Below are 24980 nucleotides of genomic sequence, written 5' to 3'. Positions count from 1 at the left end.
ATCCTCAGCAATCCCTTCCATCCGCCTTGCGCCCTTTTCAGTCGTTGCACGTCGTCCTTCTTCGTTTGTCGACCCTTTCGAAGTTCACGGCAACAAAAACCCTGCGAATATTGGAGAGTTGCAACCGCGATCGGTACAGTCATCGCGGTCCAGACCGTGCTCCGGTCCCTGTGCCCGATTGCCGCTGGATCCGACCTGCTCACCTCCGTGTTCGTCTTCATGGTAGATGCCCCTCATATCGCGCCGTCGCGCACGACCGGCGCGCGCGAGGATCCCGAGACTCTCGCCCGTCGCTTGCCGCGCGGACAGGCCGCGCACCGCCCGTTCCGCCCGCGCCGCGTGCTGCTCACCCGCGCCGCCCGAGACTGGCCAATGGCTGCCCGTGTCGCCGAGCGCGCCGCTGCGATGGGTGCTGAAATCGTCGAGCTCAAGGGCGACCGCATCACCGGCCTGAAGGATGACGACCCCCGGGCCGAGTATCGCCGCGCCAAGACCACGCTCGCCGTCACCGTCGCGTCCGAAAGCGCCATGCGGCCCGAGCCGATCCCTCCCTCGGCCGACTGGCGCTTCGACCTTGCCACCGGCTGCCCGGCGCATTGCCAGTACTGCTACCTCGCCGGTTCGCTGAAGGGACCGCCCGTTACCCGCCTGTTCGCCAATCTGCCCGAGATCCTCGACCGCTTGCCGCCGCTCGAGGGGCAGGGCAGGATCACCTCGACCGATGCCGCCCGCGCCGCCGAGGGCACGACCTTCGAGGCGTCCTGCTATACCGATCCTCTCGCGCTCGAGCCGTTGTCGGATTGCCTGTCGGAGACGGTCTCTTGGTTCGGGGCGCGGAACGAAGACCTTTCGCTCCGCTTCACCACCAAATTCGCCGACACCGCCGCGCTCGAAGCTGCGCGGCATGGCGGCCGAACCCGCGCGCGCTTCTCCGTCAACGCGGACGACATCGCGCGCCGCTTCGAGGGCGGCACCGCACCGCTGCAGTCCCGGCTCGACGCGATGGGCCGCCTTGCCCGGGTGGGCTACAAGGTCGGACTGACCGTCGCCCCGATCATGCCAATCGCCGATTGGGAGGCGGCCTACGACAGCCTGTTCGCCGCCGCCGCCGCCGCTCTGCCGTCCGGCACGGACGTCACCGCCGAGCTCATTACGCATCGTTTCACACCGGGCTCCCGCGAGGTTTTGCTGGGATGGTATCCGGCCACCGATCTGGAGATGGACGAGGCCGTCCGCACGGTAAAGCGCAACAAGTTCGGCGGTCGCAAATACGTCTATCCCGCGCCCCTCATGCGCGAGATGCGGAATGTGCTGGAAGGACAGATCGCCCGCCATCTGCCCGATGCGCAGCTTCTCTACTGGACCTGAGCCCTGTGCGATGCCGCGGTGGCCCATGCTCGGTGGCTGGACCTACCCAAAGCCGGGTGCGATAGGCCCCGTCGCGACCGGCGTCGAGCGCCTCGACTCTGTGGGCGAGCGCGGGCTGATCCTTGAGGATCTTGCCCGGAAGTTCATCCCTCGTGTTCCCCGCCCGCTTCCCTGGACAGGACCACGCTCCGCCGCGGAAGAGGCGTCGAGGGTGGCAGAGCCCCTTAGCAACTTGCGGTTCTGCAAGAACGGGGGGGACATCCCGATGGACGTTCGCAGCACCGCCTTCGCGGATCGGCGGGGAACTTCGCCCGGCCGGACGGGTTGCGACGACACGGAACTAGCGGTCCCGAACGAAGCCACACCGATCGCATGCCTCGGTCGCCCGGCCCGGCAGATGCCCGGTTCGAACTGACAGGCGTAGCCGCAGCGGTGGGCCCTGCGCCGGCGCCCCGGTGGCGGTTTCAAGGCCGGACCCAAGGACGAAAGAGTGGAGACTGATATGGAACGCGACGAGAGATACATCATGCGCGACCCGCCGGAGCGGCGGATCTATCCGGTGACCGTTCCCGAGCATCGCGGCGACTTCTGGCGGAACCGCGGCATTTCGCCCGCGACGGGGGTCGCTGTAGGCGTCGGCGTGGCCGCGCTCGCCGCGTTGGCGGGGATGGCCTATATCCGCAACCGCCCCGACACGCCGCGTCCGCCGGACGATGCCGAGCCGCGCTTCCGCGAGGGCGGCGCCTGGAAGGGTCGCTTCGCCGTGGCCGGAAAGTCGATCCTTATCGGCAAGCCGCGCGCAGAGGTCTACGCCTATTTCCGCGATCTCTCGAACCAGCCGAAATTCATGGAAAACCTTCGCACCGTGCGGGCCGAGGGAACACGCTCGCACTGGACCTTCGCGGGGGCCTTCGGACAGGAAATCGAGGTCGAGGTCGAACTGACCGACGACCGGGAGAACGAGCGGCTGGCCTACGCCTCCGTGCCGGGTTCACCGATCGAGATGCGCGGCGAGGTCACGTTCCGCGACGCGCCTGCCGGACGCGGCACCTATGTCGAGTTCGACCTGGTCTACGTGCCGCCCGCGGGCGCCGCCGGCCGTGCCGTCGCCAATCTCGTCCGCCGTTCGCCGCAACAGCAGCTCCGTCACGGGCTGAAGCGGCTCAAGATGCTGATGGAAGCAGGCGAGGTCGCGACCTCGGCCAACCGGAAGGAGAACGCCTGACATGCGCGCACTGACCTATCACGGCAAGCACGACGTCCGCGTCGACACGGTTCCCGATCCCGAGATCGTCAATCCACGCGACGCGATCATTCGCGTCACTTCGACGGCGATCTGCGGCTCGGACCTGCATCTCTACGATGGGGTGATCCCGGCGGTGCTGCGGGGCGACATCCTTGGCCACGAGTTCATGGGCGAAGTCGTCGATGTCGGGTCGAAATCGACCCTGAAAAAGGGCCAACGGGTGGTGGTGCCGTTCACCATCTCCTGCGGGGGCTGCTTCCATTGCAAGGCGCAGCAATATTCGGCCTGCGACAACGCCAATCCGGTCGAGAAGCAGGACATGAGCGAGGAGCTCTACGGTCAGGCGATGGGCGGATTGTTCGGCTATTCGCACCTGACCGGCGGCTTTCCCGGCGGACAGGCGGAATACGTGCGCGTGCCCTATTCCGATATCGGTCCGATCGTCGTGCCGGATCATCTGGAAGACGACAAGGTTCTGTTCCTGTCGGACATCCTGCCGACGGGGTGGATGGCTGCGGACAACGCCGACATCGAGGATGGCGACACGGTCGCGGTCTGGGGCTGCGGGCCGGTGGGCCTGTTCGCGATCCAGTCGGCGCTCAAGATGGGCGCGCATCGGGTGATCGCCATCGACCACTACCCGAACCGGCTGGCGCTGGCGAAGAAGCTGGGCGCGGAAATCCTCGACTACAAGCAGACCGACATCTCGGAGGCCTTGCGCGAGATGACCGGGGGGCTTGGCCCCGACGCGGTGATCGACGCCGTCGGGATGGAGAGCCACGGCTTCTCGCCCGACACGCAGACGCATCTCTTAAATATTTCCGACACGGTGAAGCAGAAGATCGGCATCGGCGCGGATCGCGGTGGTGCCCTCCGTGAGGCGATCTTCGCGTGCCGCAAAGGCGGCCGGGTATCGCTGCCGGGCGTGTATGGGGGGTTCCTCGACAAGTTCCCGCTCGGCGCGATGATGGAGAAGGGGCTGCAGATAAAGACCGGACAGACCCATGTGCAGGCCTACCTGAAGGAGTTGCTGGGTTTGATCGAGACAGGTGATCTCGACACCGAGTTCATGATCTCGCATCGCCTGCCGCTGGAGCAGGCGCCGACGGGATACAAGAATTTCAAGGACAACCAGAACGACTGGACCAAGGTCGTCCTGAAACCGGAGGTCTGACATGGCCGAGCATACTGGAGAACTGGCGGTCGTCACGGGCGCCTCGACGGGCATCGGATACGAGCTTGCCAAGATCGCGGCGACCGACGGCTATGACCTGGTGATCTGCGCCGACGAGGCGAAGATCGAGGAGGCGGGACGCAAGCTCGCTCAGCTCGGCACCAAGGTCGAGGTGGTGCAGGCCGATCTTGGAACGGAGCATGGCGTGACGGTGCTGTGGGAAAAGATCGCGGACCGGAAGGTGGACGTGCTGATGGCGAATGCAGGCCGCGGGCTCGGCCATGCGTTCCTCGACCAGGACTTCGAAGAGGCCAAGCGCGTCGTCGATACCAACGTGACCGGAACGATTTCGCTCGTCCACAAGGTCGGGCGGCAGATGCGCACCCGCGACGCCGGACGCATCCTGATCGTCGGCTCGATCGCGGGGTTCATTCCGGGGGCCTTTCAGGCAGTCTACAACGGGACCAAGGCGTTCCTCGACAGCTTCTCGGAGGCTTTGAGCAACGAATTGAAGGAGACGAACGTGACCGTCACCTGCCTCGAGCCGGGGCCGACGGACACGGAGTTTTTCGCCCGCGGCGAGCTGATGGACAGCTCGGTCGGGCAGGACGATTCCAAGGACGATCCGGCGATGGTCGCGCGAACCGGCTATGACGCGATGCAGAAAGGCACGCGGCAGGTCGCTTCCGGGTTCATGAGCAAGGTGCAGGCGACCTTCGCGGGTATCATTCCTGATTCCGTGCTGGCGCAGATGCACCGCAAGATGGCGGAGCCGGGGACGGCTGAGAACACCTGATCCGGGACCGTCCGCCAAGTTACATCGATCATCCGGGGCGCAGGACGCCCCGGCTGCAACCGTATTTGCATTTTTTTGGCGCAAAGCCGCTTTCGCTCATCTTTGTCCGGGAACGGACAGCTGGACTATGAAATAAAGGGAATCCCTTGTTCGCTATAGCCAAGCAGGATGATCGTTATGCGGGACAACCCCTCGTGCGAAGCGCAGCAAATCGTCTCCCAGGCGGAAATCGCTCTTGACCGGGATCTGTTTTTCCGACGGATGCTGCGTGAGCTGACTGGCACGATCGAAGCCATCGTGGGCGTCGAAGAGGCAAGTGGCTATGTCGCGACCGTAGGTGCGGCGATCGGCGACTGGATCAACACGGCCTATCACGCGAAAGCAGGACCTGAGGATTTCGACATCCGCACGGTTGCCGCTGTTCTGGTCCATCTAAAGCAGCGTCTCGAAGGCGGATTCTATATCAAATCGATCGATGCCAAGCAGATCGTGCTCGGCAACACGAACTGTCCATTCGGACATTACGTACAAGGCCGGACCTCGCTCTGCATGATGACCTCCAACGTGTTCGGGCGCATCGCCGCAGACAATCTCGGCTATGCGCGCGTCGGACTTGAGCGGACGATCGCTCAGGGGCACGGGGAATGCCACATCGTCGTACATCTCGTGCCGAGGGAGAACGTCATGCCGGATGAACGCGAATATTTCCGGGTTCCTGCAGACCTAAGTATATAGGACGTTGATACCGGACCGCACGGAGCGGACAATGTCAGATATGATCTGCCTGAAGGCGCTGGATCTGCTCGATCGCGAGATCACGATCATCGACATCTCCGGAACCGTGATCTTTGCCAATGAGGAGGCTCGCGATCTGATTGGGGCGAAACCGGGCGATACCGAAGCGTTCGGGCAGTTCGCCGGCCTCTGGTCGGAACCCGCCGAGGAAGTCCGTGCCGTCATACGTCGGCTGGCTGGCAGTTCGGGTTGGCAGCCGATCACGCTGACCCGCAAGTCCGGGCGCCATGCGGGGCTTCGCATCCCGATGCGAGGGCGTGCCTTCCTGATCGAGCCGAATGACCCACGAAGCCTGTATATCCTCGTCACTTCCGACAGGCATCGCGAACGCTCCTTCGAGCATCATCGACGCCTGATCCGGCATCTCAATGTTCAACTGGCGGAGGGGTCGCGAAGCGAAGTGCTGCTGACCGGCCTGCTCGAAAGCGAGCGACGCATGCGGCAGGAACTGGTCCACCGGGTCAAGAACAACCTCGCGCTTCTGCTCAGCCTGATGCGGCTCAACCGGAACCGGCTCGACGATCCCGAGATCGCCGGTCCGCTCGAGGATATGGAGCGACGGATCCTCTCAATCGCCACGGTGCACGACCTCCTCGACCGCAATCAAGAGACCGATTTCGTGCGCGCGGACGAACTCATCGACCGGATCTGCGCGGAGCTCGAAACCGCGTTGGTGCCGGGTACGGTCCGCATTCAACGCGATCTGACGCCGGTGCGACTGCATATTTCGGATGCGACCCCGCTTGCCTTGATCATCAACGAACTGATTACCAATGCGCTGAAGCACGCCTTTCCGCAGGGTATCGGCACGATCCGGATCCGGCTGGGCAAGAACGGCGGCAAGACGCTCAAGGCGGTGGTGCAGGACGACGGGGTGGGCGCCACCGCGGATACCTGCGAGAGCGGGCAAGGGACACGCATCCTGCAAGCGCTTGCACAGCAGATTCGCGGCGAGATCGTGCGGAGCGTCGAAAGCGGCACCACCTGGCAACTCACCTTCACGCCACGTGAAGCGGACGAGTACCCATTGAGCTCCCGCGTTCACTGACACGCGCGAGCCGGGACGCGATGGAGCAAAACGGTTCGGATCTCGTGCAGGCATCAAGGCCTCCGGCCGGTCAGCGCAGGGTGAAGAGGAGACCGAGCCCGCCGAGATAGACCGCGATCACCGCCCAGCTGTCGAGGCCGAGCCGGCCCAGCGTCTCGTCCCGCCGCTCGATCAGGCCAGCGACGTAGAGGAGTGTGAGGATCGCGCCGAGAACGGCGGCGACCTGACTGAACGGGCCAACCTCCAAAAGGACCGGGCCGCCCGGATAGGCGAGATCGATCAGCCAGATCAGCGCGACGTTGAGGATGTTCGTGCCGAAGATGTCGCCGAAGGCCATCGTGTAGCGTTTGAGCCGGACCGCGGCCACAAGGGTCGAGACCTCGGGCAGGGAGGTGGCAAGGCCGACGAGCGTGAGGCCCATGAAGGATTGCCCGAGTCCTGTCTGCTGCGCTAGGGCGTCGCCGGTCTGCGACAGCAGGAAGCCCGCGACGAGGATGATCGCGGCCATCGCGCCGGTGAGGAGCAGCGCCTTCTTCAACGTATCCGGCGGCTCGCCCTCGCCGGTGACGTCGCCCAGATCGGGCATGTTCGCCGGCGTCCAGCCGAGCTCGCCCCTGTTGGCCTCACGGGCGGCGAACCACATCAGACCGACTGCCGCGGCCGCGAGGCCCAGAGACCAGACACCCGCACCGAGGAACGCAACGTCGCCCACGCCGACCGCGCCGGCGAGCGCGGCCATCAGGAGGGCGCCGAAGATACCCTGCAGCAGCACGACCGGGTTGCCGATCACGAAGGAGAGCGCCCGACCCCCCAGCACCCAATCGCCGATGGCGAGCACCACCACCTGTAGGGCGATGGAGCCTAGGAGGTTGTTGACGGCGAGGGCGGCCGACCCGGTGAAGCCCGCGCTGACAGAAACGGCGATCTCGGGCAGGGAGGTGATGCCCGCAAGAAGGATCATGCCCACTGCGGCCGACCCGATGCCGGTGAGCTCTGCGATCTCGTCGGCATAGCCCGCCAGCCGAGTGCCGGCGAACCAGACGGCGCAAGCCGCTGCGGCGAAGATGCCGAGGTTGGCGAGAATAGGCAGGGCGGTGAAGTCGATCATGCGGCGCGCGTCACAGGATCATCCGCTCCATCGCGCCGTAGCGGTTCGTCACCCGCCCGCGCGGGATCGCGCCGACGATGAGCGCGAGACCTGCCAAGACGCCGAAGACGATCTGCAGCAACCCGCCGCCGTCGAGGATCAGCGGGGTCAGACAGGCGGCGAGGCCGAGGGGGATGTTGAGGAACCGCACGATCCGGCCGAGCTCCGCCGTGGCGGTGACGGACACGGTAATGGCGAGCGCGCCGATTAGGTGGTCGGCATTGGCGAGCTGCCCCTCGGTGCCGAGGAGAAGGCGGGTCAGCATCAGGAACAGGCCGGCGGCAAGGCAAAGGCCGAGGCCCCAGTTCACGCTGACTCCGCCCTGCCACATGTCGGCGAAGGCCGCGCCAGGGCCGCGGTCGAACTCGTCCGCGCGGGTCTCGGGCGCCGCGCCCTCATCGGTGCCGCCGCGCAGGAACACCCACAGGATCGGATCGCCCGCTTTCCAGCGCCGCCAAAGGTAGCCCACGCCCGCGATCAGCTCGTCCAGCGAGTAAGGGATCTGCACCAGCATCGCCGCCGCGCCGATCAGCGCGAGCGTGGACCAGGTGCCGATGACGAGCGGCTGGATGATGATGAAGGTGATCGACACCGCGCCGAGCGGCACGATCATGATACCGAACAGGAGGACGAGCCACGGCATCGTCCGCCAGCGGCGCACCGATCCGATCAGGCCCACGATGATTTCGAGGACGTAGGTGATGGCGCCCAAGCCGGCATCGGGGATCGGCCAGGCGCGGGACACGTCGGAGGTGATGATCTCCTCGGTGCCGTTCTGCAGATCCGCCGGGTTGCCGGTGAAGAACGGCTCCCACACGCCGTCGATGAGCTCGAGCTGGTAGGCGCAAAGGTAGAGCGAGACGTAGAGGCCGACGAAGGCGAGAAGGATGACCGGCGCCCGCTGCGTCCAGCTCGACGGATTGAAGCTCCAGCCCGGGGGCATGTCCGGCCCGGTCCGCGAGGCGGCGGGGGAGACGCCGGGGATCGGTTTCAGCGAAACCGCGAAGCCCGCGATCAGGCTGCCGACGAGGAAGGCATTGATATAGGCGCCCGCTTCCCGCGCCCAAAGAATGATGGGGGAAGCCATGACGAGCACGCCCACGACGGCCATCGCCCAGCGGGCGATCGGAAGCCGCCAGGACAGCGACAGGAAGCCCAGGATCAGGACCGCGAGCCCGCCCAGCACACTCGACGCCGTCATCCAGGGCGAATGGTAGCCCAGCATCGGCGGCGCGACCATCAGCCATGAGCCGAGGGCCATGCAGAGGAAGTAAGCCCAGCGGTTCTCTGCATGCTGCGCTCGGGCCCAGGCGTCGTGCTGCGCCCGGAGGTCGGTCGGGTCGTCGGCGACCTCCGCTTCCGCCTCGAGTTCGCGGCCGGGCGTGACGCCGTTCGTCTTGTACCAGGCCACCGGGTCGAGCTTCAGCCGCGCGATCATCGCGGGCAGCGTGTCGAGGATGAAGTGTCTGGGCTCCCAGCCGAGCAGGTGCCGCGCGCGGGAAATGTCGAGCGCGTAATGGTCGCGCGACAGGTCGATCATGAAGGGGCGCAGGAACGGCTTCTTGCCCTGGTCGATGTCGTCGGGGACGACCGGTTCCGACGCCACTTCAAGCTTGGCGCCGAGCTTGGCCACCGATTGCGGCAGGGTCAGCGTCTCCCACGTCTCGGCGCCATGGATCTCGCGCCCGATCGCGTCCTGCAGGCGGCGGTAGCTCACCGCCTCCTCCTCGCCGGCGAGGATCGCGATGTCCGGGGGCAGGTCGTCGCGCCGCTCGATCACCGCCTCGAACAGGTCGAGCATGTCCTCCTGGTGAATGAAGGCCTGCCCGGCATCGAGGTCGCCGGAATGCAGGTGGCTCTTGAGCCCCTGCTCGTAGATGCGCGCGATCTGATGGGACAGTGTGGGGACCGCGTTTTCCTCGTCGTAAAGTCCGGCGAGCCGCAGGATCGCGACGGGAATGTCGCCGCGGGCTTCGGCGATGGCCTTCTCGGCGCCGGCCTTCGACTTCGGATAGGCCCAGCCGGGTTCGATCGGGGTATTCTCGTCCACGCGCTCGCCGGGGGAAACGGCGCGGTGGACGAGCATGGTCGAGGAATAGACGAAGCGACCGATCTCGAAACCCTGCAGCGCGTCGAGTAGGTGCCGCGTGCCGTCGATGTTGACGGCCTGATAAAGCGGGTTGTCCTTGCCGGTGAAGTCGAAGAACGCCGCGAGATGGATCACGGCGGCGATCCGGTCGCCGTGATCGCGTCGCAACTCCGCCATCGCCTCGCGCAGGGAGTCGGGCGAGGTCAGGTCGAAGACGATCAGCGGGCAATCCGCGCCCTCCCCGTCGCGGTCGAGGCCGACGACTCGGTAGCGGTCCTGCAACCGGCGGACGAGGGCGGCGCCGATCGACCCGCTCGCGCCGGTGATGAGGACGAGCGGGCGCTCGTCGGTGCCGTTCCCCGGTCCCGTCGCCGGTCCGGTTCGCGTGTCGGCCTGTGGCGCGGTCTCGGCTGGCGGCATGCTTTCCCCGTCATCGGCATCGGTTTCGTCGATCTCTCAGGGGCGAACGCGAGGCCCGCGCCTCCGTTCCGAGAACGGGCGCGTCAGTTTCCTCCGGGAGGCAGCGAGGCGTACCACGCGGCGAGCGCGTCGATGTCGGAATCCGCGAGATCCTGCGCCGCCTTGACCATCAGGTTCGCCCGCGTTCCGCCGCCCCGCCCGTCGTCGCGCCAGAGGTGGAGCTGGGTGCGCAGGTAGGTCGCGTGCTGTCCGGCGAGGTCGGGCATCGCGGGCTTGTCCTCGCGGGCACCGGGCCCGTGGCAGACGATGCAGGCGGGGATCTCGCCCGTGCCCTGCCGCGCGAGTTCCTCACCCGCCTCGACGAGGGCCGCGTCGCCGCCGAGGCCCGGCCCCGCCGCGTCTTGCGCGGCGAACCATGCGGCAAGCTCGGCCAGGGCGGGTTCGGGCACGGCGGTCGCGGCGTGCTGCATGAAGCCGCTGCCACGGATGCCGTCGCGATAGGCGGAGAGCGCGGAGGTCATGTAATCGCCGTCGAGGATGTCGAGGCGGGGCACCTGTGGCCAGTCGCTGCGGCCGTCGATATTATGGCAGGTTGCGCAATACGCGAGCGCTTCGGGGGCGTCGGCCGGTAGTTCAGTCGGTGGCGCGACGTCCGGCGCGGTCCCGGCCCTTACCCGCTCCAGATAGGCGACGACGGCCCACGGCTCGTCGGCGCGGGCGGCGGGCCATTGCGGCATGCCGCTCATCTTCACGCCTTCCTGCAGAATCCAGTGCAGGTGACGCGGCTCCCAATGCTCCATCGTGTCGGTCACGTGCGGCGGCCGGGGCTTCATTCCGGTGGCGGTGGCGGTCTGCATCGTGTCGGGAGTGGCATGGCAGAAGACGCAGGCGCTCTCGAAATGGCCGGCGCCGAGCTCGGCCAGACCCGGGGCGCTCAGGTCGGGGACTTCGCCCTCCGACGGCGCACGCAGGCGGACCGACTGGTTGTAGGTCGTGTGAAGGACCCATGGGACGCCCGGCCAGTGCCCGGCACGGGCGGAGACGTTGTAGAGGCCCAGCCCCACGACGGCCCCCGCGCCGACGAGGCCGAGCGCCGCCAGCGCGGCGAGGGTGAGGAGGACATATCTCATGCCGGTTGCTCCCTGAGCGTGCCGGCGACCCGCGCGAGCCCGGCCAGGAGGTAGATTGGCGTGCCGATCACCAGCATCAGCAACCCCCCGGCCTGCTGTCCGGTCAGGTCGGGCACGGTGCGGCAGATTTCGGAATAGACGTCCGTTTGCGCCAGCGTGAGCAGCGCGCCGAGCGCGGTCATGTGCATCGAGGTGAGGAGCAGGACGCCCGCCCCGGCGAGCGGCGGCGCCGTGAGCGCGCCGGCCCAGACGGCGAGCCCGACGAGAAGGAAGCTCGCCTGTTCCGCAACAAAGCCCGGATGGGTCGTGCGCGCCCAGCCGTGCAAGGCCGGCAGGTGCCAGCCCCAGACGACGGCGAATTCCGCCGCTGCCGCGAGGATCGGGGCGCCGCCGAAGAGGGCCGCGAGGCGGGGCAGGCCCAGCACGAGAAGCGGCGCGGCCACCGCGACGAGGCCCATGTGCCGCAGCATGTGAACCGGAAAGGCCCGGCCGATCAGGAGGTCGAGCGGCAGGATCCAGAGCGCCGCCAGCACGGCTGTCCCGGAAATCGCGGCCCATCTCACCGGCAGCTCTCCACGAAAAGCACCGGCAGGCCGGTATAGATCACGCCGACGAAGCTGACGATCGACAGCAGGAACGCGGCGTGGCCCAGGAATTCCGTCCGGTCCTCTTCGTTGGCGAGGGCGTTCTCGTAATCGCCGGTCTGCAGGTAGCCCCATTGCTGCCAGGAGCGCCAGCCGAGCCAGGCGATCGCGGCGAGGACGAGAAGGGTCGCGGCGCCGACGGAAAGGCGAAAGGGCAGGATGCTCTCGGTGCCGTGGCCGAACTTGGCGCAGAACACGGCGGTGGCCCCGTAGCTCGCGACGAAGTGGATCGCCCAGATCGCTGGCCCGAAAGTGATCCGCCAGAGGCTGGCCTTCTCTTCCGCGAAGGCACGCTTCTCCTCCTTCGGGCGGGGGGCGGCCCGGTCCTCGGTATGGGAGGTGTCGTGGCTGCCGTCGATCATCCGAACAGCCTCGGCGCGATGCCCAGCACGGCCCCGACCGTCACCGCGGTGAGCGCGAGGAAGTGCCAGAAGAGGGTGATGTTGCACAGATCGGCGTCGAAGTCCCGCGTCAGCTTGCCCGCGGCGAGCCCGGCCACGCAGTAGAGCTGCATCACCAGCCCCACGCCGCCATGCGCGACGAGCCAGACCATCAGCGCCCACATCAGCGCCGGATAGACATGCGAGACGGGGTCGAGCGCGAGGACCGAGAGGATCACCGCGGCGCCGCCCAGAACCGTGAGCGCGGCGCCGCCGGCGAGAAGCGCCATCGCCCGGCCCTCCGCCCCGTCCCGATTGACACGGCGCGCCGCGACGGTGGCGCCCCACGAGAGCGCGAAGGCCCCCGTGGCGAGCGCGACCCAGACCGGCGCGGCGTGGAGTGCGCCCTCGGGCGGGAAGTCGGGGCGGGCGGTCCAGTAGAAGAAGAACCCGAACACGAGCGAGGCGAAGGCGGTCGCGTCGCCCAGCATGGTGATCCAGACGCCCCACCAGCCCGGCGCGTTCACCCCGCTCGCATAGGTCGGCAGGCGCAGGCCGAGTCCCGCGTCACGCATCCTTTGCGCAGGGGGACGAGCGGTGGACGTCCAGAGCCAGTAGATGATCGCCGCCACCGCGAGGACGGCGCAGACGATGGCGGGCGGGTAGAGGTGGAAGGTCGGGAAGATGAACGCGCCGCCGGTGAAGCCCGCCGCGACATGGGTGATCCAGGCGGGGCCGGTCACCGGCTGGATGTGAAGCGGCCGCGCGTCGATCACGCTCGTCACCAGCGTTTCCCGCTCGCCCGTCTCGGCGTCGGGGAGGTAGTAGCGTCCGGCATCCATGCGCTCGACGATCTGCTCCTGATCCCAGAGCGGATAGCGCGAGGTGATGTAGGGGATCGAGCGGACGCCCCAGGCCTCGTCGGGGATCTGGTGCGACCATTCGAGTGTGCCGGCGCGCCACGGATTGCGCGGGATGATCCCCTGGTGCCCTTTCGGGCGGAACAGGTCGTAGACGAACACCGCGAACCCCGCAGCCACGACGAACGCGCCGAGGGTGGAGACCATGTTCCAGAAGCCCCAGCCCGCGCCCTCGGGATAGGTGAAGACGCGGCGGGGCATGCCCTCGAGCCCGACGATGTGCATCGGGAAGAAGGTCACGTTGAAGCCCACGAAGACGAGCCAGAAGGCGATCCGGCCCAGCCGCTCCGACAGGATGCGCTTCGCGATGAACGGAAAGAAGTAGTACACGCCCGCGATGACCGGGAAGACCATGCCCCCGAACAGCGTGTAGTGCAGATGCGCGACGATGAAGTAGGTGTCGTGGACCTGCCAGTTGAACGGCACGATGGCGAGCATCACGCCGGTCAGCCCGCCGGCCACGAAAATGGCGAGCGCGCCCGAGATCCACAGCATCGGCAGCGACATCTTCACCCGCCCCACCATCAGCGTCGCGACAAAGGCGAAGAGCTGGATGCCGGTGGGGATCACCACCGCCTCGGAGGCGGCGGAGAAGAACCCGAGCGAGATCGTCGGCAGGCCGGTCGTGAACATGTGGTGGACCCAGAGCCCGAAGCTCAGGAAACCGGTGCCGACGGCCGAGAGCACGATCCACGAATAGCCCACGATCGGCCGCTGCGCGACGGTCGGCACGATCATCGCGGCGATGGCGATGGAGGGGAGGAACACGATGTAGACCTCCGGGTGGCCGAAGATCCAGAACAGGTGCTGCCATAGAAGCGGATCGCCGCCGCGGGTCGCGTCGAAGAACGGCCAGTCGAAGGACCGCTCCAGCTCGAACAGGAAGTCGCCGGCGATAAGCGGCGGAAAGGCGAAGAGGATCATGCCGCCCACGACCAGCACGTACCACGCGTAGAGCGGCATCATGTTGACCCGCATCCCCGGCGGCCGGCATTTCAGCGTGCCCACGATCAGCTCCACCGCGGCGGCGATGGAGGCCACCTCGATGAACGAAAGGCCCAGAAGCCAGATGTCCGACCCGATCCCCAGTTCCTCCGTGGCAAGGGGCGGATACATGAACCACCCCGCCTTGGGCGCAGCGTCGAAGAGCACGGAGCCCAGCACGAAGACCCCGCCGATCAGGAAGGACCAGTAGCCGTAGGCCGAGAGCCGGGGGAACGGCATGTCCCGCGCCCCGAGAAAGGCCGGCAGGATCAGGATCGAGAACGCCTCGAACATCGGCACGGCGAAGAGGAACATCATCGCCGAGCCGTGCATCGTGAAGAACTGGTTGAACCGATCCGCGTCCAGGATGTCGTTGTCGGGCACGGCGAGCTGCAGCCGCATCAGAAGCGCGAGGATGCCCGCAAGCAGCATGAAGCCGAAGGCGGTCAGCGTGTACCAGACGCCGACCTCGGAATTGTTCACCGCCGACCAGTAGCGCCAGCCTTCGGGCGTCTTCCACGGCGCACGGAGGCGCTCGCGCTGGCCCTTCTGGACGTCCTCGGGAACCGGCTCGGCCAGCATCTCCTCGGTGGGGGGGTACGGCCCCTCGGGGCGCAGATCGCGGGGGGCGCGCGTTTCCTCGGTCATTCGAGCCCCTTCAGGTAATGGCCGAGATCGAGAAGCGCTTCGCGCGAAAGATGGTCGTATTGCGGCATATCGACCTCCGGCTTCAGATGCTCGGTTCGTTGGATCCAGTCGGCGATGGCCTCCACTTGGTTGGGCAGGATGCCCGCCCCGATCGAGTGACGGCTGCCGACATGTGTGAGGTCGGGGCCGACCCGACCGATGGCGTCGGTCCCGCGCACCGTGTGGCAGGCGCCGCAACCCTCGGCCGCGAAGATCGCCGCGCCGCGTTCGGCGGCCGCGCTCGCGGGGGGCACGGCATCCTGCGCCTCGCGGTCCAGCCAAGCCTCGAAGGCTTCCGGCGCCATCGCCTCGACCTCGAAGGCCATCAACGCGTGGCTCGCCCCGCAGAACTCGGCACATTGCCCGCGGAACACGCCGGTTTCTATGGGCTTGAGCGACATCACATTCTCGCGTCCGGGGATCATGTCGGTCTTGCCGCCGAGCGCGGGGATCCAGAACGAATGGATCATCTGGTTCGTGGTCAGGCGGAACGCCGTGCGCTCCCCCACCGGCAGGCGGATCTCGTTGGCCGAAACGACGCGTGCGCCTTCCGGCGTTTCGTAGACGACGCGCCACCACCATTGCTCGCCGGTGACGTGCACCACCAATCCGTCGCCGGCCATGCGCTGCGTGGCCATCAGCGGCAGCGAATAGGCCAGAAGCCCGGCCAGCACGGTAGCGGGGAACACCACGCCGCCGCCGATGATCAGCGCCTCTGCCCAGCGGCGCGACATCTCGGCCGTGCGGAAGCGGGTGACGTAGATGAACAGCCCCGTGACCAGCAGCCAGAGCACGACCGCGCCGCCCAGCATCACCCAGAACAGCGTGGCCAGATCGACCGCGTCCTCGCCGATCGGGTTCAGCACGGATTGCCGACCCTGACACCCGGCCAGCGCCACGATCAGGAGCGGCGGCAGAACCCGTCGGGCGCGGCCCGGGCGGCGTGCCCGGTGATGCCCCGCCCGGGTCGCACCGCAATGGTCGGAGGGATCGATTGCGAACGACATTCGCAGGATGTCGCTCATTCCGGCCGGGCCGCGCAAGAGCGGGGACGCATTTCGTCAGCCGCAGCGTCAGGGCACCGCATCCCGGCCGGAGGGCGGCGGCGATGGCCCGGTTCGGCAGGGTCGCGCCGGCCCGGCGGAGGGTTCGGCTCCGGTTCGTCGCTCGTGACGCTTCATAAGCCGTTTCGGTCATGCAACAGAGGGACGACGCACTGGAGGAGCATACAATGACAGAGATCGCCCACTACATCGACGGCACCCGCACGCCCGGCTCGTCCGGCCGCAGCCAGCCGGTCTACGACCCCGCCACCGGCGAAAGCGCCAGCACGGTCGCGCTGGCCTCGCCGGAGGAGGTGGACCGTGCGGTCGCTGCGGCGAAGGCCGCCTGGTCCGACTGGTCGCGCACCCCCGCGCTGCGCCGCGCGCGCATCCTCGACCGGTTCAAGACGATCCTGTGGGACCGCATGGACCAGCTTGCCGAGGCGATCTCCGCCGAGCACGGCAAGACCCACGACGACGCCGTGGGCGAGGTCACGCGCGGGCTCGAGGTGGTGGAGTTCGCGGTGGGCGCGCCGAACCTCCTGAAGGGCGAGATCACCGAGAACGTCGGCACGGGCGTCGACAGCCACTCGCTGCGCCAGCCCCTCGGCGTGGTCGCCGGGATCACGCCGTTCAACTTCCCGGCGATGGTGCCGATGTGGATGTTCCCGGTCGCGCTGGCCGTGGGCAACACCTTCGTGCTGAAGCCCAGCGAGCGCGACCCCTCCGCCTCGCTCCTGATCGCCGACTGGCTGACCGAGGCGGGGCTTCCGGCAGGCGTCTTCAACGTCGTGCAGGGCGACAAGACGGCGGTGGATGCGCTTCTGGAACACCAGGACGTGAAGGCGGTGAGCTTCGTCGGCTCCACGCCGATCGCGCGCTACATCTACGAGACGGGGACCAAGGCCGGCAAGCGCGTGCAGGCGCTGGGCGGGGCCAAGAACCACATGGTGATCCTGCCCGACGCCGATCTCGACATGGCGGCGAACGCGCTGATGGGCGCGGCCTACGGCTCGGCGGGCGAGCGCTGCATGGCGATCTCGGTCGCGGTGCCGGTGACCGACCAGGTGGCGGACGCCCTGATCGAGCGGCTGGTGCCGAAGATCGAGGCGCTGAAGGTGGGGCCGGCCGCGGACCGCGCCTCCGACATGGGGCCGGTGGTGACCAAGGCGGCGCGGGAGAAGATCCTCGGCCTGATCGACAAGGGCGAGGCCGAGGGCGCGAAGATCGTCGTCGACGGCCGCGGCTTCAAGGCGCCGCAGGGCTATGAGGACGGCTACTTCGTCGGGCCGACGCTGATCGACAACGTCACCCCCGACATGACGATCTGGCGCGAGGAGATTTTCGGCCCCGTCCTGTCGATCGTGCGCCGGAAGGACTACGCCCAGGCGGTCGAGCTGATCGACCGGCACGATTATGCCAACGGTGTCGCGTTGTTCACCCGCGACGGCGACGCGGCGCGCACCTTCGCGCATGACGTCGAGGTCGGCATGGTCGGCGTCAACGTCCCGATCCCGGTACCGATGGCGTTCCACTCGTTCGGCGGCTGGAAGCAGTCGCTCTTCGGCGACCACCACATGCATGGCCCCGAGGGCGTGCGCTTCTACACCCGGCTCAAGACCATCACCACGCGCTGGCCCACCGGCGTGCGCACCGACCCGGAATTCGTCATGCCGACGATGGGGTAGGGGACGCCACGCCCCGAACGGGTCCGGCGCGCGCCGGGCCCGCAAACCGGCCTCGGCACGCCGCCGGGCGCAACCGCGGAACGTCTGGACAGGGAGGTGCGGGGTCGGATCAACGGAACCCGCGCCCCGGTCGCGAATTATTCTCGTTGAACCCGGGGGAATGCCAGTGGCCACGACATCGAACATTCGGCGCGAATTGCGACGTCCGATCACCTTCATCCTTCTTTTCGCCGCAGCGCTCGGCTGGATCGCGGTGATTTTCCTGCTGATCTCGCGCGCCGAGATGCGCACGGAGCTCGAGGACGAGCTGCGCATCGCGGAGGAAGGGCAATTGCAGGTCGCCCAGCAGCTCGAAAGCCTCGAGGCGGCCGGCGGCGCGCTGGAGGAGATCGAAGGCAATCTGGCCACCGCTCGCAACGACCTGTCGCAGACCGGCGAGGAGTTGCAGGCCACGACGGAAGAGTTATCTGCCCGGACCGCGGAGCTCGAGGAGGTGCGCGGGGCACTGCCGGAGGAGCAGGCGCGGCTGGAGCGGATCCGCACCGAAATCGCGCCGATCGACGAGCGTCTGGCAAATCAGGACCGGCTGATCGCTGAGGCCGAGCAGAACGTCGCCGAGCGGACGAAAGAGCTGGCCACGGTCGGGGCCCGGCTGGAGGAAGCCCGCGCGCAGGAAGCGACGTTGCAGGAAAACGTCGCGGAGCTGACCGCCGAGGCGGCGGATCTTTCCGAGCAGGCGGCGCAATCCGAAGCGGAGGTGCAGGAAGCGCGCGACGCCGAAGCGTCGCTGCGCGCGGAACTGGACCGTGCGCGGTCCGAGCTGAACGCAATCGCCGAGGAGCGCAGCGGTCTCGAAGCCGCCGTGGCCGAACTCGCCGAGCGTCGCGAGGAACTCGCCGGCGACACCGCCGCGGCACAAGCCCAGAGGGATGCGCTCCAGCAGGAGGTGACGGATCTGTCGCAGACCCTGTCGACGCGCTCGGACGACCTGCAGGAGATGGAACGCCGCATCTCCGAACTGCAGGAGCAGGGGGCCGCGATCACCGACCGACGTGCCGTCGGCCTCACGCCGGGGAATTACACGGCCGACGGGATCGCCGCGACGTTCGATGCGGAGGGCGGATTCACCATGACGCCTGAGGGCGGCGCCGGAATGGCCGGACGATATGGCTATGAGAACGACATGCTGACCCTGAGCGAGGTCGCGTCGCCGGCCGAAGGCTTCGCGTTTCCGATGACCTGCGCCATCGTGTTCGAACCGACGGGGTTCCGCCTCGACACGCCGGACGGGTCCGAGGATTGCCAGACGCTTTCGGGCCGGGCGTTCGACCGACAATAGCACCGCCTTCCACGGGAGGGCGGGTGGCTCAGACGTTGTTGTCCATCCGATCCCCGTCGGCGTCGAACAGGTGGATCTGGCCCGGATCGGGCGCCAGCCGGATCGTGTCGCCGAGGCGGATGCCCGGCTGACCGGCCATGACGGTGATGACGTCGGTGCCGTCGGCGGTGCGGAAATGAACGACCGTTTCCGTGCCGAGCGCCTCGACCAGCGTCACGCGACCTTCGAGTGCCGACGCATCCGCTTCGGCGGGATGCAGGTGCTGGGGGCGGATGCCGATGGTGCAGGGCCCGTTCCGCGGCACCGGAACGGCGAGGCCGCCGGGCAGCGCCGCTTGCCCGTCCTGCGCGGTCGCGGTGAAGAGGTTCATGTTCGGCGCGCCGATGAAGCCCGCGACGAACAGGTTGGCCGGCCGGTTGAAAAGGTCGAGCGGGGTGGCGACCTGCTCGATCCGGCCATGGCGCAGAACGACGATCCGGTCGGCGAGCGTCATCGCCTCTACCTGATCGTGGGTGACGTAGATCATGGTGGTCGTCAGCCGGTCGTGCAGCTGCGCGAGCTCGGCGCGCATCGTCACCCGAAGCTCCGCGTCGAGGTTGGAGAGCGGCTCGTCGAGCAGGAACGCCGCCGGCTCGCGCACGATGGCGCGGCCGATGGCGACGCGCTGGCGCTGTCCGCCCGAAAGCTGCGTCGGGCGGCGTTCGAGCAGCGGCTCGATCTCCAGCATCCGCGCGGCCTCGGACACGCGGCGCCCGACCTCGTCCCGGGCCATCTTCGTGTTCTGCAACCCGAAGGACAGGTTCTGCTGCACCGTCATGTGGGGGTAGAGCGCGTAGGACTGGAACACCATGGCGAGGCCACGGTCGGCCGCCGAAACCCGGGTCACGTCGCGTCCGTCGATCTCGATCGTGCCGGATGTCGGCTGGTCGAGCCCTGCGATGAGGCGTAGCAGCGTAGATTTGCCGCAGCCCGAGGGCCCGACGAAGACGACGAGCTCGCCCTCTCCCACCTCGAGGTCGACGCCGTGGATGACCTCGGTCGTGCCGAAGCGCTTGCGGATATCGTTGAGCGTGATGCGACCCATGTGGTCCCTTACTTGATCCCGGCGCCGGCGATGCCGGTCGTGATGAACCGCTGCAGGAAGACGAAGACGAGCACCACCGGGATCATCGTCACGACGGTCATGGCGAGGATGTAATGCCACTGCACGTTGAGTTCCCCCGCATAGGTGTTGAGCCCGACCTGCAACGTGTAGGTCTCCCGCCGGGACAGCACGATCAGCGGCCATAGGAAGTCGTTCCAGCGCCACACGACCGAGAAGATGGCGAGTACGGCGAGCGCGGGGGCGGCGAGTGGCAGCACGATCCGCCAGTAGATCTGCCATTCGGAGGCATGGTCCATCCGAGCGGCCTCGAGAAGCTCGTCGGGGATGGTCAGCATGTACTGACGCAGCAGGAACACACCGGTCGGCGTCGCCACGGTGGGCAGGATCACGCCCCAGAGCGAGTCGAGAAGGCCGGTCGCGTTCACCACCGAATAGAGCGGCACGAGGATGACCGAGAGCGGCACCATCAGCGTCGCGACGATCAGGAGCATCACCGCGTCGCGGCCGCGGAAGCGGTATTTCGACAGCGCGAAGGCGGCCATCGAGTTCGTCAGCAGGGTGATGAGCGTGGCCATCACCGTGACGAAGACCGAGTTCCACAGGAACCGCAGGAAGTCGTTGGCGACGAGCGGCTGGACATAGTTGTCGAGCGCGAGCCCGATCTCGCGGATGGGGGTGCGCGCGGCGATGTCGACGTTCAGGCGCGTGTCCGGGTCGGTCGGATCGACCATCTGCGCGTTCGTGCCGATGCGGCGGATCTCGGCCAGCTGCCGGGTCGTGCCGTGGGGTCCGGCCACCTCGTAGAGCGGCAGCGGCGCGTCGTGGCCCTCCACCTGCACGACGATCTGCTCGTAGGGCAGGAGCGTCGGCGGGAATTCGGCGAGTTGGGCCGGGCCCTTGAAGGAGGAGGCGACGAGCCAGAGCGCGGGCCCGAACATCAGCACCGTTCCGCCCACAAGCCAGAGCCACGTCACCGCATCGGTCCAGTGCCAGCGCCCGCCATGGCCGCGGCGGCGCGCGAGGAAGGAGACGACACGCCTCATTTCGCGCCTTTCGCCTCGCCCCGCCGCGACAGCCAGAGCTGGCACAGCGTCAGGACCACGAGGACAAGTCCCATGAGGATCGAGGCGGCCGCGGCCAGTCCCGGGTTGCGCAGGACCGAGGCGAAGCCGACCTCGTAGATGTATTGCGTCAGATAGAGCGTCGAGGTGCCCGGCCCGCCGCCGGTCAGCACGTAGACCTCGTCGAAGATCTGCACCCCGCGGATGAGGGCCAGGACGAGGACGACGGCGAGGTTCGGCCCCAGAAGCGGCAGGGTGATGCGCCAGAAGACACGCGCGGGCCGCGTGCCGTCCATTTCGGCCGCCTCGTAGAGATCCTTCGGAATGGCCTGCAGCCCCGCGAGCAGGATCAGCGTGTAGAAGCCCATATGCGCCCAGACCGATACGCCGATCGTGGCGGCGAAGGCATAGGTCCGGTCGTTGAGCCAGACCTCCGGTTCCAGGCCGAGCGAGACCATGACGAGGTTCAGAAGGCCCTGCCGCTGGAGGATCCAGCGCCAGATCAGGCCCACGACCACGGGCGAAAGCAGGACCGGAAAGAAGAACACCGCGCGGAAGAAGCCGCGAGCGCGGATCTCGCGGTTCAGGATCAGCGCGGTGATCGTGGAGACGACCACCATCATCGTGACCTGGAGGACGACGAAGACGAGGGTGTTGGCCGCCGCCGTCCAGAACGTGTCCTCCCGGCAGGTGAGCGGGTCCAGGTAGTCCCGGCATTCGAGCAGTCGCGCGTATTGCGCGCCTCCCACGAAGCTGCGCCCCTGAAGGAGGATGTCGGTGCCCGCCGTGGTCGAATAAACGAAGTTCAGCGCGAGCGGGAACAGCACGAAGACGCCGAAGATGGCGAGGTTCGGCAGCAGGAACACGGCCGCCATCCCGCCCTGTCCCGCCATGCGCTGCCACCACCGGAGCGGGGGATCGACGGCGCGGGCGAGAAGGACGAGCGGCGCCGTGACGACGACGCCGAGCTTTGCGGGGAGGGCGGCCATGCGCGGGACTATTGCGACGCGTTCTCGACAGCGTCGGCGATGTCCCGATCCATCAGTTCCCGCGCCTGTTCCATCGAGATCTCGTCCGCCATCACCTGACTGATGCGTGCGACGAGGGCGCCGTAATAGATGCCCGCCCATTCCCATGCGGGAAGCGCGTCGGCCAGGGGCAGGGTCTCGCCCGAGGCCTCAACGAAGCGGTCGAGCGCGGGCGGCACGAGGGGATCCTCGGAGGCGAAATCGAGCCCCCCGGCCTCGACGATGCCGGCATGGGCCGGCAGGAACAGCGTCCGCTTGGAGAATTCGCGGACGATCTCCTCGCCGGCGAGCCAGTCCATCAGCGTCGCGACCTCTTCGGGGTGGTCGGTGTACTTCACCGCCACCAGCCCGGCGCCGCCAGCGAGGCCGGAGCAGCCCTCGGGCCCGCAGGGCGAGCCGACGGCCACCCAGTCGAAGGCGTCGCCGATCGATTCCGACAGGAAGGCGACCTGCCACGAACCCGAATACCAGAACGGCACCTGCGCGTTGACGAAGCTCTCCCGCGCGTCGCGATAGGTGGTGCCGGCCGCCGACACCCAGGTATCGGGCAGCATCGTTCCGTCCTCCGCCCAGCTCACGAGGCGGCCGGCGAATTCGAGCGTTGCCGCGTCGACCGGCGCGGGGGACCCGTCCTCGGCGATGTAGTCGGCCCCGAACGAGGCGTTCGGCCCGGAGATGCGGTGCCCGGAGCGGTCGATCGCGAAGGCGGCGGGCAGGCCCTGATCCTCGGCCACGGCCCGGGACGCCTCGATCCAGTCGTCCCAAGTCGCGTCCGGGCCGGGCAACTCGACGCCCGCCTGCTCGAAGAGGGTGGCGTTGGCGAAGCCGCCCGTCAGTGTGAGCTGGGTCAGGAAGCCCGGGATCGCGTCGGAGCCGTCGGGCCGCATCCAGTCGAAGCGCGCGCCGAAGTTCTCCTCCCAGTAGGCGGTCTCCTCGTCCGAGAGATAGGGGCGCAGGTCGAGCCAGTGCTCGCTGTCGCTCTTCAGGTTCGACGCGACGCGCGCGATGTCCGGACCCTGCCCGGAGGCGAGCTGGATGGGCAACTGCTCCTGCGTTACCTGATAGGCGACGTTGTCGAGAACCACGTCGATCCCGGGATGCTCCGCTTCGAATCGCTCGAGCAGATCCGCCATGATCTCCCCTTCGATCCCGTCGGAATACCACATCATGCGCAATTCCGTGGCGTCCTGCGCCGATGCGGCCGTGCCGAGTCCGGCCAGCGCCATCGCCGCGACGCAGGTCAGTTTCGTTTCGGTCATGGTCGTCCTCCCTGTTGTTGCATCGTCGCTCCGTCCGCGCGGCCCGGTTCGCTTCCGGGCAGGCAGCGGCGGAGGATCGTATGCTCCCCGGCGACCGTAAAGGCCCTTCGACGCTTTTGTCGCCCCCCTGTGTCCCGCGCTCGATTCGAACCCGGGGCGGCAAGGGCCGGGTGCCGGTTGCCTTGCGGCAGGCGGCATGCTGTTTCAGACCCCATCCGGTTTCGCCGAAGGGGGGCAGTTCGATGGTCGGGAAAGCGCATCGCGGTTCGGGAATGGTCCGGCGGCAGGGCGGGGCCGGGGCATGACGGCCGTCGTCATCGTCGGCGCCGGGCAGGGCGGATTGCAGGCCGCGATCAGCCTGCGGCAGGAGGGCCATGCCGGCCCGATCACCCTGATCGGCGCCGAGCCGGGCCTGCCCTATCAGCGACCGCCCCTGTCCAAGGCCTATCTCAAGGGCGGCGAGGCGGAGGCCCTCGCCCTGCGACCGGCGGTCTTCTTCGATACGCAGAACATCCGGCTCGTCCCCGACACGCGGGTCGAGCGCATCGACCGCGACGGGCGCATCGTCCATGCTGGCGGGTCGGACTATCCCTACGACCACCTGATCCTCGCCACGGGCACGCGCAACCTGAGGCCGCCGATCCCCGGCCTCGAACGCGCGCTCGACCTTCGAACGCTCGAGGACGCGGTTCGCCTGCGCGCGCTTCTCAACCGGCCACGGCGCTGCGCGGTGATCGGGGGCGGATTCATCGGGCTCGAATTCGCGGCGGTCGCGCGCGGGCTCGGCCATGCGGTCGCAATCGCGGAGGCGGCGCCGCGGCTGATGGCGCGCGTGGTCTCGCCCGAGATGTCCGAGCGATTCCTCGCGCTGCACCGCGACCTCGGCAACGACGTCCATCTCGGCGACCCGGCCGTCGAGGTGACGGCGGACGCCGTGATCCTGCAGAGCGGGGCGCGGATCGAGGCGGATCTCGTGCTGCTCGCCACCGGAGTGGTGCCGAACGCGGAGCTCGCGGCCGAGGCGGGCCTGCCGGTCAGCAACGGCGTCGTGGTGGATGCGCGGATGCTGACGGTCGATCCGGCCATCAGCGCGCTGGGGGATTGCGCCGTCTTTCCCGATCCGGCCACCGATCGCCCGGTCCGGCTGGAAAGCGTGCAGGCAGCGACCGACCACGCCCGCCTGATCGCGAAACGGCTCGCCAAGGACGCGACGGATCCCTATGACGCGGTGCCGTGGTTCTGGTCCGATCAGGCCGATGCCAAGCTGCAGATCGCGGGGCTGGCGGAGCCCGGGGACGGAAGCGTCCTGCGCCCGAACGGCGCGGTGTTCCGCTTCGCGGGCGACCGGCTGGCCGCGGTCGAAACGGTGAACGACGCGCGCACCCACATGCAGGCGCGGCGGCGGCTGGCCTCGGGACCGGTGTCCCGCGCCGCGCTCGACGCCGCCGGCTACGACCTCGCCGCCGTCTGAGCCGCGGTGGCGCTTGAACCGGGCGCCCCGGATGATAGCGTCGCCCGGACAGGGACGCGACCGGAGGGCCGACAGGCGTCGTCAGACACGCCCTTCGCCGCTGTCGCTGCCGATCACGGAAGCGTCCGGCCAGCGGGGCGTCGACCCGACGGCACATC

At 67.9% G+C, this 24980-nt stretch carries 20 protein-coding genes; 9 read left to right on the top strand and 11 right to left on the bottom strand.

Annotated elements, in window-relative coordinates:
• Positions 1 to 156 precede the first annotated feature (156 nt).
• The 6 genes from Q1B08_RS09475 to Q1B08_RS09450 all read left to right on the top strand — a co-directional run bounded on the left by Q1B08_RS09475 (position 157) and on the right by Q1B08_RS09450 (position 6427).
• Complete coding sequence (locus Q1B08_RS09475; RefSeq protein WP_299817492.1) at positions 157 to 1368, top strand: spore photoproduct lyase family protein; 1212 nt, start codon at positions 157 to 159, stop codon at positions 1366 to 1368.
• Between the two features lie 502 nt (positions 1369 to 1870).
• Positions 1871 to 2593: an SRPBCC family protein gene (locus Q1B08_RS09470; protein WP_299817490.1), complete on the top strand. Its 723-nt coding sequence runs from the start codon at positions 1871 to 1873 to the stop codon at positions 2591 to 2593.
• A gap of 1 nt (position 2594) precedes the next feature.
• Positions 2595 to 3788: a zinc-dependent alcohol dehydrogenase gene (locus tag Q1B08_RS09465; RefSeq protein WP_299817488.1), complete on the top strand. Its 1194-nt coding sequence runs from the start codon at positions 2595 to 2597 to the stop codon at positions 3786 to 3788.
• 1 nt (position 3789) lies between these two features.
• Positions 3790 to 4584, top strand: coding sequence for an SDR family NAD(P)-dependent oxidoreductase (locus tag Q1B08_RS09460; protein WP_299817486.1), 795 nt, complete (start codon positions 3790 to 3792; stop codon positions 4582 to 4584).
• 177 nt (positions 4585 to 4761) lie between these two features.
• Complete coding sequence (locus Q1B08_RS09455) at positions 4762 to 5319, top strand: methanogen output domain 1-containing protein (protein ID WP_299817484.1); 558 nt, start codon at positions 4762 to 4764, stop codon at positions 5317 to 5319.
• Positions 5320 to 5350: 31 nt separating this feature from the next.
• A complete protein-coding gene (locus Q1B08_RS09450) occupies positions 5351 to 6427 on the top strand; it encodes a sensor histidine kinase (RefSeq protein ID WP_299817482.1) in 1077 nt (358 codons plus the stop codon).
• A 70-nt stretch (positions 6428 to 6497) separates the two neighbouring features.
• On the opposite strand, the gene Q1B08_RS09445 is transcribed toward Q1B08_RS09450, so the two are convergent.
• The 7 genes from Q1B08_RS09445 to coxB form a co-directional block, all read right to left on the bottom strand.
• Positions 6498 to 7535, bottom strand: a complete 1038-nt coding sequence (locus Q1B08_RS09445; protein ID WP_299817480.1) for a sodium:calcium antiporter — start codon at positions 7533 to 7535, stop codon at positions 6498 to 6500.
• Positions 7536 to 7545: 10 nt separating this feature from the next.
• Positions 7546 to 10083 carry an NAD-dependent epimerase/dehydratase family protein gene (locus Q1B08_RS09440; RefSeq protein WP_299817478.1) on the bottom strand — a complete coding sequence of 846 codons (2538 nt, stop codon included), beginning with the start codon at positions 10081 to 10083 and terminating at the stop codon, positions 7546 to 7548.
• Between the two features lie 83 nt (positions 10084 to 10166).
• Positions 10167 to 11213, bottom strand: a complete 1047-nt coding sequence (locus Q1B08_RS09435; protein WP_299817476.1) for a c-type cytochrome — start codon at positions 11211 to 11213, stop codon at positions 10167 to 10169.
• Positions 11210 to 11776, bottom strand: a complete 567-nt coding sequence (locus Q1B08_RS09430) for a cytochrome c oxidase assembly protein (RefSeq protein WP_299817474.1) — start codon at positions 11774 to 11776, stop codon at positions 11210 to 11212. The genes Q1B08_RS09435 and Q1B08_RS09430 overlap by 4 nt, the downstream gene beginning before the upstream one ends.
• Positions 11773 to 12219, bottom strand: a complete 447-nt coding sequence (locus Q1B08_RS09425) for a hypothetical protein (RefSeq protein ID WP_299817472.1) — start codon at positions 12217 to 12219, stop codon at positions 11773 to 11775. The genes Q1B08_RS09430 and Q1B08_RS09425 overlap by 4 nt, the downstream gene beginning before the upstream one ends.
• A complete protein-coding gene (ctaD, locus tag Q1B08_RS09420; protein ID WP_299817470.1) occupies positions 12216 to 14789 on the bottom strand; it encodes a cytochrome c oxidase subunit I in 2574 nt (857 codons plus the stop codon). The genes Q1B08_RS09425 and ctaD overlap by 4 nt, the downstream gene beginning before the upstream one ends.
• Positions 14786 to 15835, bottom strand: a complete 1050-nt coding sequence (gene coxB, locus Q1B08_RS09415; RefSeq protein ID WP_299817468.1) for a cytochrome c oxidase subunit II — start codon at positions 15833 to 15835, stop codon at positions 14786 to 14788. Before coxB ends, ctaD begins: the two co-directional genes overlap by 4 nt.
• 224 nt (positions 15836 to 16059) lie before the next feature.
• Here coxB and Q1B08_RS09410 point away from each other — a divergent pair, with 224 nt between their 5' ends.
• Positions 16060 to 17559 (top strand): CoA-acylating methylmalonate-semialdehyde dehydrogenase, encoded by a 1500-nt coding sequence (locus Q1B08_RS09410; RefSeq protein ID WP_299817466.1) that lies wholly within the window; start codon positions 16060 to 16062, stop codon positions 17557 to 17559.
• Positions 17560 to 17725: 166 nt separating this feature from the next.
• Positions 17726 to 18898 carry a hypothetical protein gene (locus Q1B08_RS09405; RefSeq protein WP_299817464.1) on the top strand — a complete coding sequence of 391 codons (1173 nt, stop codon included), beginning with the start codon at positions 17726 to 17728 and terminating at the stop codon, positions 18896 to 18898.
• A gap of 28 nt (positions 18899 to 18926) precedes the next feature.
• Here Q1B08_RS09405 and ugpC read toward each other — a convergent pair whose 3' ends face one another.
• Genes ugpC through Q1B08_RS09385 form a run of 4 tightly spaced genes read right to left on the bottom strand, consistent with a single transcriptional unit; the run spans position 18927 to position 23351 of the window.
• On the bottom strand, positions 18927 to 19982 hold the full coding sequence (ugpC, locus tag Q1B08_RS09400; protein WP_299817462.1) for a sn-glycerol-3-phosphate ABC transporter ATP-binding protein UgpC: 1056 nt from the start codon (positions 19980 to 19982) through the stop codon (positions 18927 to 18929).
• A gap of 8 nt (positions 19983 to 19990) precedes the next feature.
• On the bottom strand, positions 19991 to 21046 hold the full coding sequence (locus Q1B08_RS09395; protein ID WP_299817460.1) for a carbohydrate ABC transporter permease: 1056 nt from the start codon (positions 21044 to 21046) through the stop codon (positions 19991 to 19993).
• On the bottom strand, positions 21043 to 22053 hold the full coding sequence (locus Q1B08_RS09390; protein WP_299817458.1) for a sugar ABC transporter permease: 1011 nt from the start codon (positions 22051 to 22053) through the stop codon (positions 21043 to 21045). The genes Q1B08_RS09395 and Q1B08_RS09390 overlap by 4 nt, the downstream gene beginning before the upstream one ends.
• Positions 22054 to 22061: 8 nt before the next feature.
• Positions 22062 to 23351 carry an ABC transporter substrate-binding protein gene (locus Q1B08_RS09385; RefSeq protein ID WP_299817456.1) on the bottom strand — a complete coding sequence of 430 codons (1290 nt, stop codon included), beginning with the start codon at positions 23349 to 23351 and terminating at the stop codon, positions 22062 to 22064.
• Between the two features lie 301 nt (positions 23352 to 23652).
• Between Q1B08_RS09385 and Q1B08_RS09380 the strand changes: the two genes are divergently transcribed.
• The gene (locus Q1B08_RS09380) at positions 23653 to 24822 is read left to right on the top strand and encodes an FAD-dependent oxidoreductase (protein ID WP_299817454.1); all 1170 of its coding nucleotides are present in this window, start codon (positions 23653 to 23655) and stop codon (positions 24820 to 24822) included.
• Positions 24823 to 24980 lie beyond the last annotated feature (158 nt).

The organism is uncultured Jannaschia sp., from assembly GCF_947494025.1.
Classification (GTDB): domain Bacteria; phylum Pseudomonadota; class Alphaproteobacteria; order Rhodobacterales; family Rhodobacteraceae; genus Jannaschia.
The sequence above is the reverse complement of the archived record's forward strand: the minus strand, read 5'-3'. Positions and strand labels throughout refer to the sequence as shown.

Coding starts and splice junctions, on each gene's coding strand:
- Q1B08_RS09435 (WP_299817476.1), bottom strand. CDS start 11,213: ATGAGATATGTCCTCCTCACCCTCGCCGCGCTGGCGGCGCTCGGCCTC.
- ugpC (WP_299817462.1), bottom strand. CDS start 19,982: ATGGGTCGCATCACGCTCAACGATATCCGCAAGCGCTTCGGCACGACC.
- Q1B08_RS09445 (WP_299817480.1), bottom strand. CDS start 7,535: ATGATCGACTTCACCGCCCTGCCTATTCTCGCCAACCTCGGCATCTTC.
- Q1B08_RS09465 (WP_299817488.1), top strand. CDS start 2,595: ATGCGCGCACTGACCTATCACGGCAAGCACGACGTCCGCGTCGACACG.
- Q1B08_RS09470 (WP_299817490.1), top strand. CDS start 1,871: ATGGAACGCGACGAGAGATACATCATGCGCGACCCGCCGGAGCGGCGG.
- Q1B08_RS09440 (WP_299817478.1), bottom strand. CDS start 10,083: ATGCCGCCAGCCGAGACCGCGCCACAGGCCGACACGCGAACCGGACCG.
- Q1B08_RS09460 (WP_299817486.1), top strand. CDS start 3,790: ATGGCCGAGCATACTGGAGAACTGGCGGTCGTCACGGGCGCCTCGACG.
- Q1B08_RS09380 (WP_299817454.1), top strand. CDS start 23,653: ATGACGGCCGTCGTCATCGTCGGCGCCGGGCAGGGCGGATTGCAGGCC.
- Q1B08_RS09390 (WP_299817458.1), bottom strand. CDS start 22,053: ATGGCCGCCCTCCCCGCAAAGCTCGGCGTCGTCGTCACGGCGCCGCTC.
- Q1B08_RS09410 (WP_299817466.1), top strand. CDS start 16,060: ATGACAGAGATCGCCCACTACATCGACGGCACCCGCACGCCCGGCTCG.
- Q1B08_RS09455 (WP_299817484.1), top strand. CDS start 4,762: ATGCGGGACAACCCCTCGTGCGAAGCGCAGCAAATCGTCTCCCAGGCG.
- Q1B08_RS09425 (WP_299817472.1), bottom strand. CDS start 12,219: ATGATCGACGGCAGCCACGACACCTCCCATACCGAGGACCGGGCCGCC.
- Q1B08_RS09385 (WP_299817456.1), bottom strand. CDS start 23,351: ATGACCGAAACGAAACTGACCTGCGTCGCGGCGATGGCGCTGGCCGGA.
- Q1B08_RS09450 (WP_299817482.1), top strand. CDS start 5,351: ATGTCAGATATGATCTGCCTGAAGGCGCTGGATCTGCTCGATCGCGAG.
- ctaD (WP_299817470.1), bottom strand. CDS start 14,789: ATGACCGAGGAAACGCGCGCCCCCCGCGATCTGCGCCCCGAGGGGCCG.
- coxB (WP_299817468.1), bottom strand. CDS start 15,835: ATGTCGTTCGCAATCGATCCCTCCGACCATTGCGGTGCGACCCGGGCG.
- Q1B08_RS09395 (WP_299817460.1), bottom strand. CDS start 21,046: ATGAGGCGTGTCGTCTCCTTCCTCGCGCGCCGCCGCGGCCATGGCGGG.